Annotated in this window: 13 protein-coding genes and 1 tRNA gene; 8 read left to right on the top strand and 6 right to left on the bottom strand. The window is 64.1% G+C overall.

Translation table 11 applies throughout. The features are described 5' to 3' along the window. Positions 1–52 precede the first annotated feature (52 nt). Entirely contained in the window at positions 53–1,201 is a 1,149-nt protein-coding gene (locus ACKTSM_RS07675; RefSeq protein ID WP_407874071.1) for a hypothetical protein, read from the top strand. Positions 1,202–1,211: 10 nt separating this feature from the next. Here the strand turns inward: ACKTSM_RS07675 and ACKTSM_RS07670 are convergent, their stop codons facing one another. After that, entirely contained in the window at positions 1,212–1,697 is a 486-nt protein-coding gene (locus tag ACKTSM_RS07670) for a DUF3429 domain-containing protein (protein ID WP_407874070.1), read from the bottom strand. 196 nt (positions 1,698–1,893) lie between these two features. Here ACKTSM_RS07670 and ACKTSM_RS07665 point away from each other — a divergent pair, with 196 nt between their 5' ends. Continuing rightward, positions 1,894–2,073 carry a YqaE/Pmp3 family membrane protein gene (locus tag ACKTSM_RS07665; protein ID WP_407874069.1) on the top strand — a complete coding sequence of 60 codons (180 nt, stop codon included), beginning with the start codon at positions 1,894–1,896 and terminating at the stop codon, positions 2,071–2,073. Positions 2,074–2,168: 95 nt separating this feature from the next. Continuing rightward, a complete protein-coding gene (locus tag ACKTSM_RS07660; RefSeq protein WP_407874068.1) occupies positions 2,169–3,536 on the top strand; it encodes an ABC1 kinase family protein in 1,368 nt (455 codons plus the stop codon). A 4-nt stretch (positions 3,537–3,540) separates the two neighbouring features. On the opposite strand, the gene ACKTSM_RS07655 is transcribed toward ACKTSM_RS07660, so the two are convergent. Further along, positions 3,541–5,307 (bottom strand): DUF885 domain-containing protein, encoded by a 1,767-nt coding sequence (locus tag ACKTSM_RS07655; RefSeq protein WP_407874067.1) that lies wholly within the window; start codon positions 5,305–5,307, stop codon positions 3,541–3,543. A 92-nt stretch (positions 5,308–5,399) separates the two neighbouring features. On the opposite strand from ACKTSM_RS07655, the gene ACKTSM_RS07650 reads away from it, so the two are divergent. Continuing rightward, positions 5,400–5,876: a low molecular weight protein-tyrosine-phosphatase gene (locus tag ACKTSM_RS07650; RefSeq protein WP_407874066.1), complete on the top strand. Its 477-nt coding sequence runs from the start codon at positions 5,400–5,402 to the stop codon at positions 5,874–5,876. Here the strand turns inward: ACKTSM_RS07650 and recG are convergent. Continuing rightward, positions 5,873–7,936, bottom strand: coding sequence for an ATP-dependent DNA helicase RecG (recG, locus tag ACKTSM_RS07645; protein ID WP_407874065.1), 2,064 nt, complete (start codon positions 7,934–7,936; stop codon positions 5,873–5,875). The two genes, ACKTSM_RS07650 and recG, sit on opposite strands and share 4 nt — an antisense overlap. Before the next feature lie 53 nt (positions 7,937–7,989). Here recG and ACKTSM_RS07640 point away from each other — a divergent pair, with 53 nt between their 5' ends. Together ACKTSM_RS07640 and mfd are read left to right on the top strand one after the other, a co-directional pair. Beyond that, entirely contained in the window at positions 7,990–8,268 is a 279-nt protein-coding gene (locus tag ACKTSM_RS07640; protein WP_407874064.1) for a succinate dehydrogenase assembly factor 2, read from the top strand. A 58-nt stretch (positions 8,269–8,326) separates the two neighbouring features. Beyond that, positions 8,327–11,833 (top strand): transcription-repair coupling factor, encoded by a 3,507-nt coding sequence (gene mfd, locus ACKTSM_RS07635; protein ID WP_407874063.1) that lies wholly within the window; start codon positions 8,327–8,329, stop codon positions 11,831–11,833. 4 nt (positions 11,834–11,837) lie between these two features. On the opposite strand, the gene ACKTSM_RS07630 is transcribed toward mfd, so the two are convergent. Next, on the bottom strand, positions 11,838–12,707 hold the full coding sequence (locus ACKTSM_RS07630; RefSeq protein ID WP_407874062.1) for an EAL domain-containing protein: 870 nt from the start codon (positions 12,705–12,707) through the stop codon (positions 11,838–11,840). Positions 12,708–12,937: 230 nt separating this feature from the next. On the opposite strand from ACKTSM_RS07630, the gene ACKTSM_RS07625 reads away from it, so the two are divergent. Then, a complete protein-coding gene (locus ACKTSM_RS07625; RefSeq protein ID WP_407874061.1) occupies positions 12,938–13,792 on the top strand; it encodes an NAD kinase in 855 nt (284 codons plus the stop codon). 98 nt (positions 13,793–13,890) lie between these two features. Next, a tRNA-Asn gene (locus tag ACKTSM_RS07620) sits at positions 13,891–13,965 on the top strand. Positions 13,966–14,018: 53 nt separating this feature from the next. Here ACKTSM_RS07620 and ACKTSM_RS07615 read toward each other — a convergent pair. Both ACKTSM_RS07615 and secA read right to left on the bottom strand, forming a co-directional pair. Further along, a complete protein-coding gene (locus ACKTSM_RS07615) occupies positions 14,019–14,768 on the bottom strand; it encodes a sulfite exporter TauE/SafE family protein (protein ID WP_407874060.1) in 750 nt (249 codons plus the stop codon). Between the two features lie 40 nt (positions 14,769–14,808). Then, positions 14,809–17,571, bottom strand: a complete 2,763-nt coding sequence (gene secA, locus ACKTSM_RS07610) for a preprotein translocase subunit SecA (RefSeq protein WP_407874059.1) — start codon at positions 17,569–17,571, stop codon at positions 14,809–14,811. Positions 17,572–17,588: the final 17 nt, after the last annotated feature.

Below are 17,588 nucleotides of genomic sequence, written 5' to 3'. Positions count from 1 at the left end.
GCAACGCTGTTAACGTTCACATATTGTTGATCGCCCATTCGGGGAATGCCAGATGAGACCGCTCCGCCACCCTTTCCGCGCGCTTGCGACCCTTGCGGTTGCGAGCCTTGCCCTTCCCTTCATAGCGGGCACAGCTGCCGCGCAGGACAGCGCGGCGCTCGAAGCGCTCGATGCGCAACTGCCCGGCGATCTGGTCAACGATCCTTCGCGTATCGACTGGCAGAGCTATGGCGCTGACCTCGAGGCCAGTTCGGTCGTGGATGAATCGATCCCGGGCGGCGGGGCTGCAAGGCGTTTCGAGGTCAAACGCGCGGCCGAATTCATCTATGCCGCCGGGACCAACATTCCGCTGACCGAGACCGTTCGTCGCGGCGACACCGTCACGGTCGGTTTCTATGCTCGCACGATCGAGGCCGACACCGAAGACGGCAATGGCGTGCTACGCGTGCGCTTCCAGCGCAATGTCGAACCCTATCCCGGCTTTGGCGAACAGACCTTGACCATTGGCCGGGACTGGGCGTGGTACGAAGTCAGCGCGCAAGCCGAACAGCGCCTGCGTTCGGCCGATAGCATAATCGCGGTCCAGTTCGGGCGGACGCGGCAGGCGATCGAGATCGGACAGGCGATCGTCGTGACAGGTGCGGACAGCATTGCCGGCGCAGGGCCGGTCGCGGTGGCGGCCGCCGCTTACGCGATACCCGAGCTCGAAATGCCCGAAAGCCTTGAAGGGACCGGCACGCTGCTCAACGATCCGGGTCAGAATTTCTGGAAGTTCGGCGGGTCTGCGGGCCGTTTCGAAAGCCGGCACGAACCCGAAATCTGGATGATGCGGGCAACGCGTTTCTCGGTCGCCGAAGATGGAACGACGCTTACCGACCTTGCCGCAACGGTGCCGATCAACCAGCGGATCGACGAAGGCGACGAACTCGTGATCGCGATCGCCGCTCGCACGATCAGCGCGCAGAGCGAGGATGGTCGCGCGGTAGCAGCCTCGCGCATCCAGGGCACCTCGCCGCCCTTCGAAAGCTTTGCCGCCAACCGCTTCCGCATCGGCCCGCAATGGCAGTTGATCCGGATCGAGACCCGCGCACCGCGGGGCTACGGCGCGGGTGGTGCCGAACTCGAGCTCTATTTCGGCGGGACCGTGCAGGAAGTCGACCTTGGCCCGGTCTACGTCTTCCGCAAGGCTCGGGGCGAATAAGCGAGCAGCGTCAAACCAGCCGATCGGCCAGCAGGCCGAGCAGCACAGTCATCGCGCCGAGCCCGATCGAGAGATGCCAGCGCAATGTCATGAAGTCGCGCGAGGCGAGACCCAGAGCCCTGTCGACGAGCGGCGATAAGGCAATCAGGATGCCGAGCAAGACAAGTGCGGGTCCGGGCCAGTCCCAGCCAAAGGTCCAGGGCAGGAACAGGGCGACCGCAATCAGGCTGGGCAGGACCGCGACCAGATAGGTCCCGGCACCAGCGCGCGTCCCGTGCCCCTCGGCGCGCAACGCCTCTCCCCACCACACACCGCCAAGAAAACTGAAGATCGCAGCGGCATAGGCAAACCCGCCTGCCAGCGCGCTATAGGCCCATTCGTGCGCGCTCGCGACGAGCGCAACGAAGGCTGCTTGCGGCAACAACCCGGCATATCCCAGCAACCGGGCAGCGGGGGAGAGCGGAACGGATCGAGCGGACACTTGTGGCTGGGACATGCTTTCCAACCCCGCGAAAGCTTGGGCGGTTCCCAGTGGTTCCTTTTTAAGCCAGTTCTGAAAGCGCGGCGAAAACACCGAAACTAGCGCGCAGTTCCGAAAAATTTTCCGGAACATTCATTTCGCCATTTCCGTTGATTGGGCAAGACACGGCGCGGACATGCGTCGGCCACAAACAACGCAAGGAAGCCTGAAAATGCTCGAACTTATCACGCTTATCGCCACCATCCTCCTGCCCCCGCTGGGTGTTGCGCTCAAGAAGGGACTGAGCACCGATTTCTGGATCAACCTGATCCTCACGCTGCTGTTCTTCGTCCCCGGCCTGATCCACGCGATCTATGTCAACTACATCCGTGGCGGGACCAGCCTCGCCTAAGGCAGCCACACACGACTCGAATCTTTCGAGCGGCTCGGGCCCGGGAATTGTTCCCGGGCCCGTGTCGTATCTGCTAGCGACACCGGGGCACGACCATGGCCGATGACCAATCCGACGAAACGCGCCGCGAACGCCGGCGCGAAAGCGCGGTCCCTTCCGGGCGGCTGGCGCGTATGGGCACGTTTGGCCGGTTGGTTGGCGGAGTAGCCGGAGGCATGGCTGCCGAAGGCGCGCGCAGGCTGGCGCGGGGCGAAGGCCTGTCGGCGCGCGACCTGCTGCTCACACCTGGAAATGCGCGCCGCCTGACAGACCGGCTCTCGCACCTGCGCGGCGCGGCAATGAAGCTCGGGCAGATGATCAGCATGGATGCGGGCGATTTTCTCCCGCCCGAACTGGCGCAGATCCTCGGCTCGCTGCGCGACCAGGCGCGTTTCATGCCCACCCGCCAGCTCGACAGGGTTCTCTCGAACGAGTGGGGTGCGGACTGGCGCCGACGGTTCAAGTGGTTCAACCCCCGCCCCATCGCTGCGGCCAGTATCGGGCAGGTGCACAAGGCGATGACCCGCGATGGCGAATTGCTCGCGATAAAGGTCCAGTATCCCGGCGTCGCGAAAAGCATCGACAGCGATGTCGACAATGTCATGACGCTGCTCAGGCTCTCGGGGTTTGCCCCGCCAGAGCTCGAGGTCGAGAAATTGATGGATGCGGCCAAGCGGCAACTTCACGAAGAAGCCGATTACCGCCGCGAAGGCGCGCAGATGGCGCTCTACCGCGAAAGGCTCGCAGGCGAAGGCGGCTTCGTCGTTCCGCGACTGGTCGAGGAGTTCACCAGCGACACGATCCTGGCGATGAGCCACGAGGAAGGGGTCGGCATCGAGGATCTCGCAAACGAGCCTGCCGAACGGCGCGACGAGGCGACCGGGCGGCTGATGCGCCTCGTCGCCCGCGAATTGTTCGAATTCGGCGTGATGCAGACCGACCCCAATTTCGCCAATTATCGCTATCGCCGCGAGACCGGCGAGATCGTGCTGCTCGATTTTGGCGCCTGCCGCGCGGTCGATCCCAAGGTGGCGAACGATTACCGCCGGCTGATCAAGGCCGGGCTCGAAGGCGATCGCGATGAAATTCTCGCAGCGACCATTGCGAGCGGTTTCATGGCTCCGGTGGTCTACGAGAAATATCCCGACCGGGTTGAACGGATGATCGCCATCGTGCTCGACGAGATGCGCGAGGATCGCAAGTTCGACTTCGGCGATCGCGCCTTCGTCCCGCTGCTGCGCGAAGAAGGCATGGCGATCGCGCAGGACCGCGAGACCTGGATATTCCCCCCGGTCGAAACGCTGTTCGTGCAACGCAAGGTCTCGGGCACCGCCCTGCTGGGCGCGAGACTGGGCGCGAAGGTCAATATCCGCCGCCTGGTCGAGGAAGTGCTCGGCGCGACCGAGCCCTTCCCCGAATCCTGATCCTCTATTCCTCCGCTGCGAGCTCGGCAGCGATCCAGCGGTCGATATGCGCCTCGAGCACGTCTAGCGGGATCGAGCCGTTTTCCAGCACCGCATCATGGAAGGCGCGAAGGTCGAATTTCGGCCCGAGCGCATCTTGCGCGCGCGAGCGCAGTTCGCGGATCTTGAGTTCGCCCACCTTGTAGGCCAGCGCCTGGCCTGGCCAGGTCATGTAGCGGTTGACCTCGGCATCGATATTGCCGGGCGACAAGGCGGTGTTGTCGAGCATGTAATCGACTGCCTGCTGCTTGGACCAACCCTTGGAATGCAGGCCGGTATCGACCACCAGCCGGGTCGCGCGCCACATTTCATAGGAGAGGCGCCCCATCTGTTTTGCCGGCGTGTCGTAAAGCCCCATCTCGATACCGAGGCGTTCGGAGTACAGCCCCCAGCCTTCGACAAAGGCGGTGAAGAACGTGCCATTGGCGCGCAGCGGGTGGATGTCGAGTTCCTGCTGCAAGGCGATCTGCAAGTGGTGGCCGGGCACCGCCTCGTGAACACCGAGGGCGGGCAGTTCCCAAAGCGGGCGCTGGTCGAGTTCGGTGGTGTTGATCCGGTAGATGCCGGCTGCCCCGGTTTCCAACGAGCCGGGCTCGTAATAGGCGGTGGTGTTGCCCGGCGCATTGGCGGCAGGGATCGGCTTGACCGTATAGGGCTGGCGCGGAAGCCGTCCGAACAGTTCGGGCATGAAGCCATCGATGTGCTTGGCAAGCGCGGCGACGAAGCGGACATATTCGTCCTCGTCGGTCATGTAATATTTCGGATCGGTCCGCAGATGCTCGATATAGTCCTCGCGGCTGTCGAACCCGGCCTCGGCGGCGACTTCTTCCATTTCAGCGCGAATGCGGGCGACTTCGGACAGGCCCAGCTCGTGGACCTCGTCCGGCGTCATGTCCGTGGTGGTGAAGCTGCGCACCCGGTAGACATAGTAGTCCTCGCCGCCGGGAGTGGCGAGAATGCCGGGCGTGCCAGTGCGGCAATTGGGAGCGTAATCCTCTTCATAGAATTCGAGGAATTCGCGATAGGCCGGGAACACCGTGCCTTCGATCGCCGCGCGCGCACGGGACTGGAGCGCGGCCCACTCATCCTCGCCAATCGCGCCGGGCCGTTCTCCGGCAAACGGCATCCAAAAGGGCGATGTGGTGAGATCATCGACGATCTGGCGGGCGATGCGGTTCTCGAACCCTTCCATCGGCTCGCAAGGCTGGGTCAATCCGCGTGCCACCGCCTCGCGGCTGCGCGCAATGGCATGGTCGTTGACCGCGCCATAGGCTTCGAGCCTGCTGACATAGCTTTCGTAATCGGCGAGCGTGAAGAAGGGCGAACGGTAGGGCAAGGATGCGAAACCGGAGAACCATCCGCCGCGATTGGTGAACAGGATATAGCGGTCATGTTCGTGCTCGGCGGCGGCCACGCTATCGGCGAGGCTCGAACGGATGACGCCGAAATCGACCGCGAGTTCGGGCGAGAACGCGCTGGTGTCGATCGCATCGAGACGGGCGAGAAAGGCGCGCGCTTCCTCGATCGCGCGTTCATGCGCTTCGAGTGACCAGTCGCCCAGTTTGCCATCGCCGCGCCGGTCGCCAATGCTGGTGGCAAGCTGCGGATTGTTGTCGAGCCGCCACTGCCACACTTCCTCACGCAGGGTCTCGTAATCGTCGGCAGGCCCGGCAAGGGCAGGAGCAAGCGGGAGCGCCGCCAGCGCAAGAGCGGGCAAAAGGGATCGCAGCATGAATTCAACCTCGTTTTCAATTGCCTGTTTCAGGCGCACAGACACAGGGGTCGCGATTGGCGCCGACAGGAAAGAACTCTAAGGCTAGCAGCATGTCCAGACGACCTGAACCCAAAACCTCCGTCCTGTTCGTGTGTCTCGGCAATATCTGTCGCTCCCCAATGGCCGAGGGTGCGCTGCGCGCCGCGGCGGAAGAAGCGGGGCTGGATTTGCGCGTCGATTCGGCAGGGACCGCGAATTACCACGTCGGCGATCCCCCCGATCCGCGTGCCATCGCCGCTACCGCGCGCGCCGGGGTCGACATCGCGCACCTGCGTGGCCGCCAGTTGTGCAAGGAAGATTTCTTCGCATTCACCGACATCTTCGCGCTCGATGCCGCCAATCTTGCTGACATCCGCGCGCGAATGCCAGCCGATGCCACCGCGCGCGTTTCGCTACTGCTCGAGGCGGCACACGGGCAACCGGCAGAGGTCAGCGACCCTTATTACGGCGATGACGCGGGTTTTTCCGCGTGCTGGGACGAGGTGAATCACGCCGCGAAGGCGCTCGTCACCCGCTATGCCCGCTAGCCGCCGCGCAGCAATTGCACGCCCCAGTCGCGTTCGAACAGGTATAACAGCACGCGTGCGGCTTCACCCCGCTCGCTGGTGAGGCCGCCATCACGGTCGATCAGAAGCCGCGCATCGGCATGGGCGGCGGGAAGCAATTTCTGGACCTGTTCGAGATCGGCGATGCGGAACGCCGCTTCGCCCGATTGCCTGGTGCCGAGCAGTTCGCCCCCGCCGCGCAGTTCGAGATCCTCCTCGGCTATGCGAAAACCGTCCTGCGTCTCGCGCATGAGGGCGAGCCGCTTTTTCCCCGTCTCCGACAATTCGCTGCCGCGCAGAAGCAGGCAAACCGATTTCTCGCTGCCCCGTCCCACGCGCCCCCTCAATTGGTGCAATTGTGCAAGGCCGAAGCGTTCGGCTTGTTCGATCACCATCAAGGTGGCCGAGGGGACATCGACCCCGACCTCGATCACGGTGGTGGCGACCAGCAATTTCGCCGCGCCACTGGCAAAGCGTTCCATCGCCGCGTCCTTGACCTCCGGGCGCAACTGGCCGTGGACGAGGACGATGTCATCGCCGAACCTTTCCTTGAGCGCGGCATAGCGCGCCTCGGCAGCGGCAATGTCATCGACCTCGCTGTCGCGCACCATCGGGCACACCCAATAGGCCTGCTGGCCGCTGGCAAGATGGCGTTCGACGCCGGCGACGACGTCCTCGATCCGGTCCTGCGCGACAACGCGGGTGTCGATCGCCTGCCGCCCCGGGGGCAGTTCATCGAGCCGGCTGACATCCATTTCGCCATATTGCGCGAGCGTGAGGCTTCGCGGGATCGGGGTCGCGGTCATGGCCAGCGTGTGCGGTGCGCGCTTGCCCTTGGCGGCTAGCGACAGCCTTTGCGCAACCCCGAAACGGTGCTGCTCGTCGATCACCACGAGGCCGAGGTCCTTGTAGGCGACGCTGTCCTGGAAAATGGCATGGGTGCCCACGAGAATGTCGATTGCACCGCTCATCAGCCCCATCAGCAATCCTTCGCGTTCGCGCCCCTTGGCGCGCCCGGTAAGCAGCGCGATCTCGGCCCCGGTCGGGGCGGCCATGGCCTGCAAGGTCTCGAAATGCTGGCGCGCGAGGATCTCGGTCGGGGCGAGCAAAGCGGCCTGGCGTCCAGCCTCGACCGCGATCAGCATCGCGTTCAGCGCGACCACCGTCTTGCCCGAGCCGACATCGCCCTGGAGAAGGCGCAGCATCGGGGCTTCCTGTTGCAGGTCGCCCTCGATTTCGGCGATCGACCGTTTCTGTGCGCCGGTCATTTCGAAAGGCAGGGCCAGCCTGTCACGCAGCTTTCCATCGCCCTTGAGCGCCGCGCCCCTGCGCCGCCTGCCATCGGCGCGAACCAGCAGCAGCGCGAGGCTGTTGGCGAGGAGCTCGTCATAGGCCAGCCGGTCGCGCGCGGGCCCGTGCATGTCCTTGTGCGCAAGATGGATCGCATCGCGCCATGATGGCCAGTCGGACTTGGAAAACTGACCCGGCTCGATCCATTCGGGCAAGTCGGGCAGCTTTTCGAGCGCCTGTGCGACCAGTCCGGAAAGGCGCGGCTGTGTCAGCCCTTCGGACAGGGCATAGACCGGCTCGTTCATCCGCGCGAGATGGGCGGCGCTGTCCTTTTCGACATGGTCCGGATGCACGATCTGGAGCGTGTCGCCATAACGGTCGAGCCGGCCGGCGACCCATCGCTTCTCGCCGACCGGCAATTGCTTTTTCGCGGTATAGGACGCGCGTCCGAAATAGGTCAGCGCGCAGATATTGCCCGCCTCGTCCTGCGCCATCACGCGATAGGGACCGCGGCCCGGATTGTAGGGCGCACGGTGTTCGGTCGTGGTCAGCGCGACGATCACCTGTTCGCCTTCGCTCGCATCCTCGAGGCTGGCAATTGCGCGCCGGGTCACGAAGCGTTCGGGCAGGTGGTAGGCGATATCCTTGACCCTCGTCAGGCCCAGCTTTTCAAGCGGCCTGGCCATTTTCGGGCCGACGCCGTCGAGTGTCTCGGTCTCGGCGAAAAGCGGGTTGAGGATATCGGGACGCATGGCCCTTCCTATAGCCTGTTGCGCGGCTGGTGCGAGTGGCTTACCGCACGCGCATGTCCGATATGCCCACCTTGGAGGCGCGCCGAGCCCGCGCCCGCTTTCGCGCCTGGCACCGCGGCACGCGCGAGGCCGATTTCATGATCGGCGGCTTCTTCGATCGCTACGCGCAAGAATGGGACGAGGCCGAGATGGACTGGTTCGAGGACCTGCTTGCCGAAGACGATGTCGATATCATGGCCTGGGGTCTCCAGACCGCTCCCGTTCCCGCCAAATTCCAGGGCGAGATGATCGCGAAGTTCCAGAAGCTCGACTATGTCGAGGTCCAGCGTTAGGGCGCATTTCCCCCGCGCTTCGGGAACGCAGGCGCCCTTTACAGGCTTTGTCTAGGTGATGCCCGACTTCAACCGCATCCTTTCAGCCGAAAAGCCGCTGACGCTCGCCTCGCTTCCGCGCGGGGCGCAGCCGCTCGTCATGGGCGATCTCGCCCGCGCCGCCAGGCAGCGCAGCGTTTTCATCGCACCCGACGATGCGGCGATGCGAAGCGTGGCCGAAGCAGCGCGATTCTTTGCGCCCGAAGTCGAAGTGATCGAGTTTCCCGCCTGGGACTGCCTGCCCTATGACCGCGCCTCGCCGGCGCTTTCGGTCAGCGCGGCACGTCTGTCGGCGCTGTTCCGGCTCCAGCGCCCGTCCGGCGGATCGCAGCTGCTGGTCACCACCGTCAACGCCGTCCTCCAGCGCGTGCTCACCCCTTTCCGCATCCGCGAGAGCGTGCGCGAGTTCAAGCCCGGCACGACGATCGGGCTCGACAGCCTTTCCGCGCTGCTCACCCGCCAGGGCTATTCGCGCACCGATACCGTGGTCGATCACGGCGAATTCGCGGTGCGCGGCTCTATCGTCGATATCTTTCCCTCCTCGCTCGACCAGGGATTGCGGCTCGACTTTTTCGGTGACGAGCTGGAAAGCCTGCGCCTGTTCGATCCGGGCACGCAGCGTTCGACCGGGCGGCTCGAACAGCACTTGCTGCTGCCCGCGTCCGAAGCCCTGATCGATGAGGACAGCATCAGGCGTTTCCGGTCGCGCTATCGCGAACGGTTCGGTGCTGCGGCAACCCAGGACCCGCTTTACGAAGCGGTCAGCGACGGGCGGCGACTGGCGGGCATGGAACACTGGCTGCCCCTGTTCGAAGACCGGCTCGCCACTGTGTTCGATCACCTGGGCGAAAACGACCTCGTGGTGATCGACCAGGCCGCGATCGGCGCTGCCGAGGAACGACTTTCGGACATCAAGGACTATCACGAGCAACGCGGACGGATCGCGAGCGACAAGACCGGCAGCTATCGCCCGCTCGCCACCGATGCCCTCTATCTCGCGCAGGATGAATTTGCCGCTGCCCTCGCCGCTGCCCCTGCGCACAAGGCCAGCGTCTTTGCCGCGCCCGATAGCGATGGCGCGGTGGATTTCGGGTTCAAGGCGGCGCGCGATTTCACCCCCGAACGCGCCCGCGGCGACAATGTCTACGAGGCCGCCGCGCAGCATTTCGGCGCCATCGCCAAGGCAGGGCGCAAGCCGGTCTTCGCCGCCTATTCGGCAGGCTCGCGCGCGCGGATCGCCTCGATCCTGGCCGAAGCCGGGGTAAAGACCGCACATGCCGGCAACTGGCAGGAAGCGCTTGGTCTGGCGGCCAAGGGGCAAACCGCCGCGGTTGTGCTCCCGCTCGAATCGGGCTTTGCCAATGACGAGCTCGAAATCCTCACCGAGCAGGACGTGCTCGGCGACCGGTTGGTCAGGCGCAAGAAAAAGCGCAAGGATTCCGATGCCTTCCTTGCCGAATTGCAGGCGCTGGCAAAGGGCGATCTCGTCGTCCATGTCGAACACGGCATCGGCAAGTATCTCGGGCTGGAACCCGTCCCCGTGGGCAAGAGCCAGCACGATTGTGTCGCGCTAGGATACAAGGGCGGCGACAAGCTGTTCATACCCGTAGAGAACATTGATGTCCTCTCGCGCTACGGGTCGAGCGAAGAGACCGTCCCGCTCGACCGGCTCGGCGGCGAGGCATGGCAGAAACGCCGCGCCAAGCTGAAGGAACGCATCACCGCGATCGCCGGCGAACTTATGAAGGTCGCCGCCCAGCGCGCGCTCAAGAAGGCGCCGGTCTTCGAGGCCGAGGAAGCGAGCTACAACCAGTTCGTCGACCGGTTCCCCTGGGAAGAAACCGACGACCAGGACGCCGCCATCGCCGATGTGCTGCGCGACCTTGAAAGCGGCAGGCCGATGGATCGGCTGGTGTGCGGCGATGTCGGCTTCGGCAAGACCGAGGTCGCGCTGCGCGCAGCCTTCGTCGCGGCGATGAACGGCCAGCAGGTAGCCATGGTCGCTCCAACCACCTTGCTCGCGCGCCAGCACTTTCAGAATTTCACCGAACGCTTTGCCGGCTTCCCGTTGAAAATCGGGCGCCTGTCGCGCCTCGTCTCCTCAAAGGAGCTTGCAGAAACGCGCGAGGGACTGGCCAACGGACAGATCGATATCGTCGTGGGAACCCACGCGATCCTGTCGAAATCGACCGAATTCAAGAATCTCGGCCTCGTGATCGTCGACGAGGAACAGCGGTTTGGCGTCACGCACAAGGAAAAGCTGAAACAGCTGCGCGCCGACGTGCACATGCTCACGCTGACCGCCACGCCGATCCCGCGCACGCTGCAAATGGCGATGACGGGCCTGCGCGAACTGTCCACCATCCAGACCCCGCCGGTCGACCGGCTGGCGGTGCGAACCTACGTGATGGAATGGGACGACATGGTGATGCGCGAGGCCCTGCTGCGCGAACACCATCGCGGCGGGCAAAGCTTCATCGTGGTGCCGCGCATCGCCGATATGGCCGCGGTCGAGGAGTGGCTGCGCGATCACGTGCCCGAGGTGAAATCGATCAGTGCGCACGGCCAGATGGGCGCAGGCGAGATCGAGGAGCGCATGAGCGCGTTTTACGATGGCAAATACGAAGTGCTGCTCTCGACCACGATCGTCGAAAGCGGCCTCGACCTGCCGAGCGCCAACACCATCCTTATCCACCGCGCCGACCGCTTCGGGCTCGCCCAGCTTTACCAGCTGCGCGGCCGCGTGGGCCGATCGAAATTGCGCGCCTATGCCTATCTCACCTACGAGAAGGACGTGCAGCTATCGGAGGTCGCCGAAAAGCGGCTCAAGGTGCTCGGCGATCTCGACAGCCTTGGCGCAGGCTTCCAGCTCGCCAGCCACGACCTCGATATTCGCGGTGCAGGCAACCTCCTTGGCGACGAGCAATCGGGCCATATCCGCGAGGTTGGCTTCGAGCTCTACCAATCCATGCTCGAAGACGCGATCCTGGCCGCCAAGGCCGGCGAAATGGGGCTCGAAAAGGCCGAAGATGCCTTCAGTCCCCAGATCACGGTCGATGCACCGATCATGATCCCCGAAGATTACGTGCCGGACCTTGCCGTGCGCATGGCGCTCTATCGCAGGCTCAACCAGGCGCGCGACAAGGCCGAGATCGAGAGCCTCGCTGCCGAGATGATCGACCGCTTCGGCGATCTCCCGGCTCCGACAAAGAACCTCGTCAAGCTGATCGAGATCAAGCACCAGGCGATCGAGGCCCATATCGCCAAGATCGATGTCGGTGCGCGCGGCACGCTGGTGACGTTCCACAAGGACGATTTCCCCGACGGACCAGGCCTTATCGCCTATGTCGACAAGCTCAATTCCGGGCGCGAGGGGACAGCCAAGCTTCGCCCCGACATGAAGCTGGTGATCAACCGTGCCTGGGGCGATCCCGACAGCCGGTTGAACGGCCTGTTCCAGTTGACCATGGGTCTGTCGCGGATCGTGCGCAAGCACCGCGAAGGTCGCAAGAAGGCGGCGGCCTGACCGGCTACCCGTGCCCTGCGCCGCGTGCGGTTTGCGACAAGGCGACGACTTCCGCGCTTTTCATCGGTAGTGCGCGCAGGAAGCCCTGCCAGTAATCGCAACCCTCGGCGATGATCGTGGCGCGCTGCACGTCGTTCTCGATACCCTCGGCATAGATGTCGAGGTCGAGCGCCTTGGCGAGCGCGAGGATCGCGCGCAGCACTGCGAGCGCCTTGGCATCGCCGGGAACGGCATCGACCATGATCTTGTCGAGCTTGATCGCATCGAGCGGCAGTTCGCGCAGGTAACGAAAATTGCAGAACCCGGCTCCGAAATCGTCGAGCGCGGTGCGAAAACCCAGCGCACGCAGGGCCTTGAGCGCCGCCGATGCCTGCTGGATATTGCCCACCAGCAGGTCTTCGGTGATCTCGAGCATCAGGTGTGAGGGCGCGATCGCGCTTTGGCCGATAAGCGCGGCGAAATCGGCGGCGAAACGCGGATCGCCGAGTTCTTCGGGCGTGATGTTGAGCGACAGGGTCAGCGCATCGGGCCAGCTCGCCGCGTCTTCGAGCGCGCGGGCGACCACGTGCCTTGAAAGCGGCGAGACAAGCGCTGCACGCTCAGCAATCGCGAACAGGTCGCGCGCGCCGATTTCGCCCAGCGACGGGTGTTGCCAGCGTGCGAGCGCCTCGGCCCCGACGACTGCGCCTGTGCGGCAGGAAAATTGCGGCTGGAACAAGACCTCGATCTCACGCCGATCGAGCGCGCTCAACAGATCGCTTTCCAGCGCGGCGGCGGACACGCCGGGCAGCCCGCTGCGCCCCGGCTCGCGCAGCGACTGGCTCGCCTTCGAGCGTGCGCCATCCATCTTGTTGTTGTCGTGACCCTCTTGCATCGCCTCGCTCTATCGGCTCACCGGACATGCCGCTCGTGCAAATTGCGTTCCGCCCAGAATTGGAACATCAGGACAAGTCGTTATTCCCGTGCCGCCACGCCCGAACCCGGACAATCCCTAGCACACGATTGGTATCCAAGATTGTAATATGCGATGCGGCAGGCATAAAGGCGCAGGTTTTCGGCCGCTTGGCGGCCAGTCCGCGACAAGCGGCAGATGGGGCTGAACAGGTGACACGCGCAGGCGACAGGGCGGACAATCGCACGAACAATGCCGCGGCCGACGGCGAAAGCGCGGCAGGACAGGCCGGCTTTGCCAAGGTCGCATTGCTCGCATCCGATACGCCGCGAGCGCAGGAAGCCTTCTCGATCCTGTGGGCGCAGCGCGACTGGGCAGCGCTGGAAGAGGCCGATTGCGCGGTCGTGCTGGGCGGCGACGGCTTCATGCTGCAAACGCTTCACGCAATGCTCGATAGCGGCCGCACTGTGCCGGTATATGGCATGAATCTCGGGACGGTCGGCTTCCTGATGAACCGCTTTGACAAGCGCGCCAATGTCATGGCCCGGCTCGCCCGGGCGCGCGGCAAGGCGATCGCTCCGCTCAAGATCGAGGCGGTGACCCAGGCGGGCGAGCGGCACGTCCTTTGCGCGATCAACGAATTGTCGCTGCTGCGCGAAACCCGTCAGACCGCGAAGATCGAGGTCAAGGTCGGCAGCCGGGTGCGCATCGAACAATTGGTCGGAGACGGCGTGCTGGTTGCCACGCCTGCCGGATCGACCGCTTACAACCTGTCTGCCAACGGCCCGATCCTGCCGCTCGACAGCGGAATGCTCGCGCTGACTCCGATCAGCCCGTTTCGTCCGCGGCGCTGGCGCGGCGCGATCCTGCCCGACGAGATGCCCATCCGCCTGCGCGTACTCGAACCAGACAAGCGCCCGGTGGCCGCCGTGGCCGACCAGAAGGAGGTCCGCGACATCGCCGAGGTCACGGTCCGGATCGCTCCCGAATCGCAGCTGGAATTGCTGTTCGATCCGGGAAGATCGCTCGCCGAACGGATCGTTTCCGAACAATTCGCGGTCGATTGAGCGCACGCGCAAATTTCCCGCGCAAACCCCCTTGCAAACCGGCGCAGCGACTCATATACGCGCGCTTCCGCTTCCCTCGATACCGCTTGGGAAGCTGCTCCCCGATAGCTCAGCGGTAGAGTAGGTGACTGTTAATCACTTGGTCGTTGGTTCGAATCCAACTCGGGGAGCCATTTTCCTTTATCGCTGAAATCGTCATGGCCGGCGCTTCGTGCGCCTTGGCCGGTCACGCGCCTGCGAGCAGGCGCACGCCCACGACCAGCACCAGCGCGGCTGTCAGCCACCTGATCCACTTCAGCGGCAGGACCTTTAGCGCAAGCAGACTGCCGATTTGCCCTCCGATCGCCACGGCGACGAGCAATGGCAGCGCTTCATAAATTGCACCGCCGAACATGGCAGGGCCGCTCTTTGCGAGCTGTCCGGCGAGGCCAAACAGCGAGTTCACGAGGATGAAGAAGCTTGCCGTTGCCGCGATTGCGCGCGCGTCGCGCCAGCGGGTGAGGTGGAGCAGCGGGGCAAGGAATATGCCGCCACCAATGCCGACCAGCCCCGCCAGAAAACCGAGCGGCGCGGCGATGATCGGCATGAAACGCGCAAGGCCGCTCGCTTCTCCTTCGCTCGTTCTGCTTACCGGGATCAGCATGGTCCCGGCGGTGAGCACGAGGCTCGCGCCAAGCAAAGCCATGAAGCTGCGTTCATCGATCTGCACAAGACCGCCGACAAAAGCTGCGGGCGCTGCGAGCACGGTCAACAGCAGCGCGCCCTTCCACGGCGTCACGCCAGCCCGCGCGAAGCGCATCGTGCTTCCCGCCACCACCACGATATTGCAGGCGAGCGCCACCATAGGCAGCACCCGGTAATCGAGCCCGGCCAGCGCCAGCAGCGCGGCATAGGTGGAACCACCGCCGAATCCGACGCTGGCATAGAGCAGCGCGGTTACGAAGAAGCCGCCAGCGAGCAGGACGATCAGCGGCATGCGCTAGCCCCCTGCCCGCGGCTCCCTTGTCGTCGGGCGATCAGGCCGACTGCCGCGCGCCTGCCGCGCCATGGCAATGCTTGTACTTGTTGCCCGACCCGCACGGGCACGGCGCGTTGCGGCTGATGTCCTGCCCGGCATAGGGATTGTCGGTGTTCGCCCCGCCCGGCCCCGACGCGGCGCGCGGAGACCCGGCGAGCGATCCGAACAGTTCGGGCCTGTTTTCCGAACCATCGCCATCGGCAGAGTTGTCGAGCCCCGTCAGCGGGTCGATATGGCCGGTGAGGAAATCGGGCAGGTCCGGCAGCGCCTGCGGTTCGGGCTGGGCCATCCGCAATTCGGACTTGAACAGCAGTTTGGTCACTTCCTCGCGCAGCGTGTCGAGCATGGTTTCGAACAGGCCGAAGGCTTCCTGCTTGTATTCGTTGATCGGCTGCTTCTGCGCAATCCCGCGCATCCAGATCACCTGGCGCAGTGCGTCGAGCGTGGCGAGGTGTTCCTTCCAGTGGTGATCGAGCTGGCGCAGCAGGATGTCCTTTTCGACCAGCCGCCAGATCTTGGCATCGTATTTCGCGATCTTGGCTTCCATCATCTCGTCGGTCTGGGCGCGGATACGCTCCTCGAAGATTTCCTGGTCGACCTCGTCCTCTTCCATCCATTGATCGATCGGAGGCTGGATGCCGAACACCTCGTCGAGCTTTTCCTTCAGTCCCTCGACATCCCACTGCTCGGGATAGGAACCCGGCGGGCAGGTGCTGGAAATGATCGCGTTGATCGTGTCGTGACGCATGTCGACCACGACATCGTCCACCGCTTCGGAATCCATGATCTCGGCGCGCTGTTCGTAGATCACCTTGCGCTGGTCGTTCATCACGTCATCGTATTGCACGACCTGCTTGCGCGTGTCGTAATTGCGCGCCTCGACCTTCTTCTGAGCGGTCTCGATCGCTTTCGACAGCCATTTCGACCCGATCGCCTCGCCGTCCTCGAGGTTCGAATTCATCATCTTGGCGAACAGCGTGTCGGGGCCGAAGATGCGCAGGAGATCGTCTTCGAGGCACAGGTAGAAACGCGAAAGGCCCGGATCGCCCTGGCGGCCCGAACGCCCGCGAAGCTGGTTGTCGATCCGGCGGCTTTCATGCCGTTCGGTGCCGAGCACGAACAAACCGCCCGCCTCGAGCACCTTGGCGCGCTCTGCGGCGACTTCCTCCCTGATCCGTTCGATCTCGGCGTCCTTGGCGATGCCCGGCTCCATGTCACCGAGCTCGTCCTCGATCCGGAATTCGACATTGCCGCCGAGCTGGATGTCGGTCCCGCGGCCCGCCATGTTGGTGGCGATGGTCACCGCGCCCAGGCGGCCTGCCTGCGCCACGATATGCGCCTCGCGCTCGTGCTGGCGGGCATTGAGGACCTCGTGCTTGACCCCGGCCTTGTCGAGAAACTGGCTGAGCAGCTCGGATTTCTCGATCGACACGGTGCCCACGAGGATCGGCTGGCCGGTCGCCTGCTTTTCGGCGATGGCTTTCGCGATCGCCTGGAACTTGTCCATCGTGTTCTTGTAGAACTCGTCTTCCTCGTCGATCCGCGCGACCGGCTTGTTGGTCGGGATCTCGACGACATTGACCTTGTAGATGTCCCAGAATTCGGCCGCCTCGGTAGCGGCGGTGCCGGTCATTCCCGAAAGCTTGGGATACATGCGGAAATAGTTCTGGAAGGTGATCGAGGCCATGGTCTGGTTCTCGGGCTCGATCTTGACGCCTTCCTTGGCCTCGACCGCCTGGTGCAGACCGTTGGACCAGCGCCGCCCGTCCATCATGCGTCCGGTGAACTCGTCGATGATCACCACCTTGTCGTCCTTGACGATGTAGTGGTCGTCGCGGCGGAACATGTGGACCGCCTTCATCGCCTGGTCGAGATGGTGGACCACCTGGGTGTTCTCGACATCGTAGAGATTGTCGGTTTCGAGCAGGCCCTTGTCGGCAAGCATCTGTTCGACCCCGTCGAGCCCATCTTCGGTGAACTGGATGTTCTTGGTCTTCTCGTCCTTCTCGTACCAGTCCTCGGGCACTTCCTTGGCGACCGCGTCGAGCTTGACGTAAAGATCGGACTTGTCCTCGGTCGGGCCAGAGATGATCAGCGGGGTGCGGGCCTCGTCGATCAGGATCGAATCCACCTCGTCGACGATCGCGTAATTGAACGGGCGCTGCACCATCTGCGAGCGCTCGTGCTTCATGTTGTCGCGCAGGTAATCGAAGCCGAACTCGTTGTTGGTGCCGTAGGTGATGTCGGCATTGTAGGCGTCGCGCTTGGAGACCTCGTCCATGTTGGGGACGATCACTCCGACGGTGAGACCGAGCCACTGGTAGAGCTGGCCCATCCACTCGGCATCGCGCCGGGCGAGGTAATCGTTGACGGTGACGACGTGAACGCCCTTGCCCTCGATCGCGTTGAGATAGGTGGCGAGCGTTGCCACCAGCGTCTTGCCCTCACCGGTGCGCATTTCGGCGATCTCGCCGCGATGCAGGACGATGCCGCCGATCAGCTGCACGTCGAAATGGCGCATGCCGAGCACGCGCTTCGACGCCTCGCGCACCGTGGCAAAGGCCTCGGGCAGGATGTCGTCGAGGCTGGCGCCGTTGTCGAGCTGCTCGCGGAACTTGTCGGTCTGCGCCTGAAGCGCCTCATCGCTGAGCGCCTCGATCATCGGTTCGAGCGCATTGACCTTGTCGACGACCTTGCCGAGCGATTTGACATAGCGATCGTTGGACGAACCGAAGACGGATTTGACGAGTTTGTCGAACATAGAGGTGTGGGCCTTTG

The organism is Qipengyuania nanhaisediminis (assembly GCF_045862805.1).
In the GTDB taxonomy this organism is placed as follows: Bacteria; Pseudomonadota; Alphaproteobacteria; order Sphingomonadales; family Sphingomonadaceae; genus Erythrobacter; species Erythrobacter nanhaisediminis_A.
Note: the sequence above shows the minus strand (reverse complement) of the source record. Positions and strands in the feature narration are given on the sequence as shown.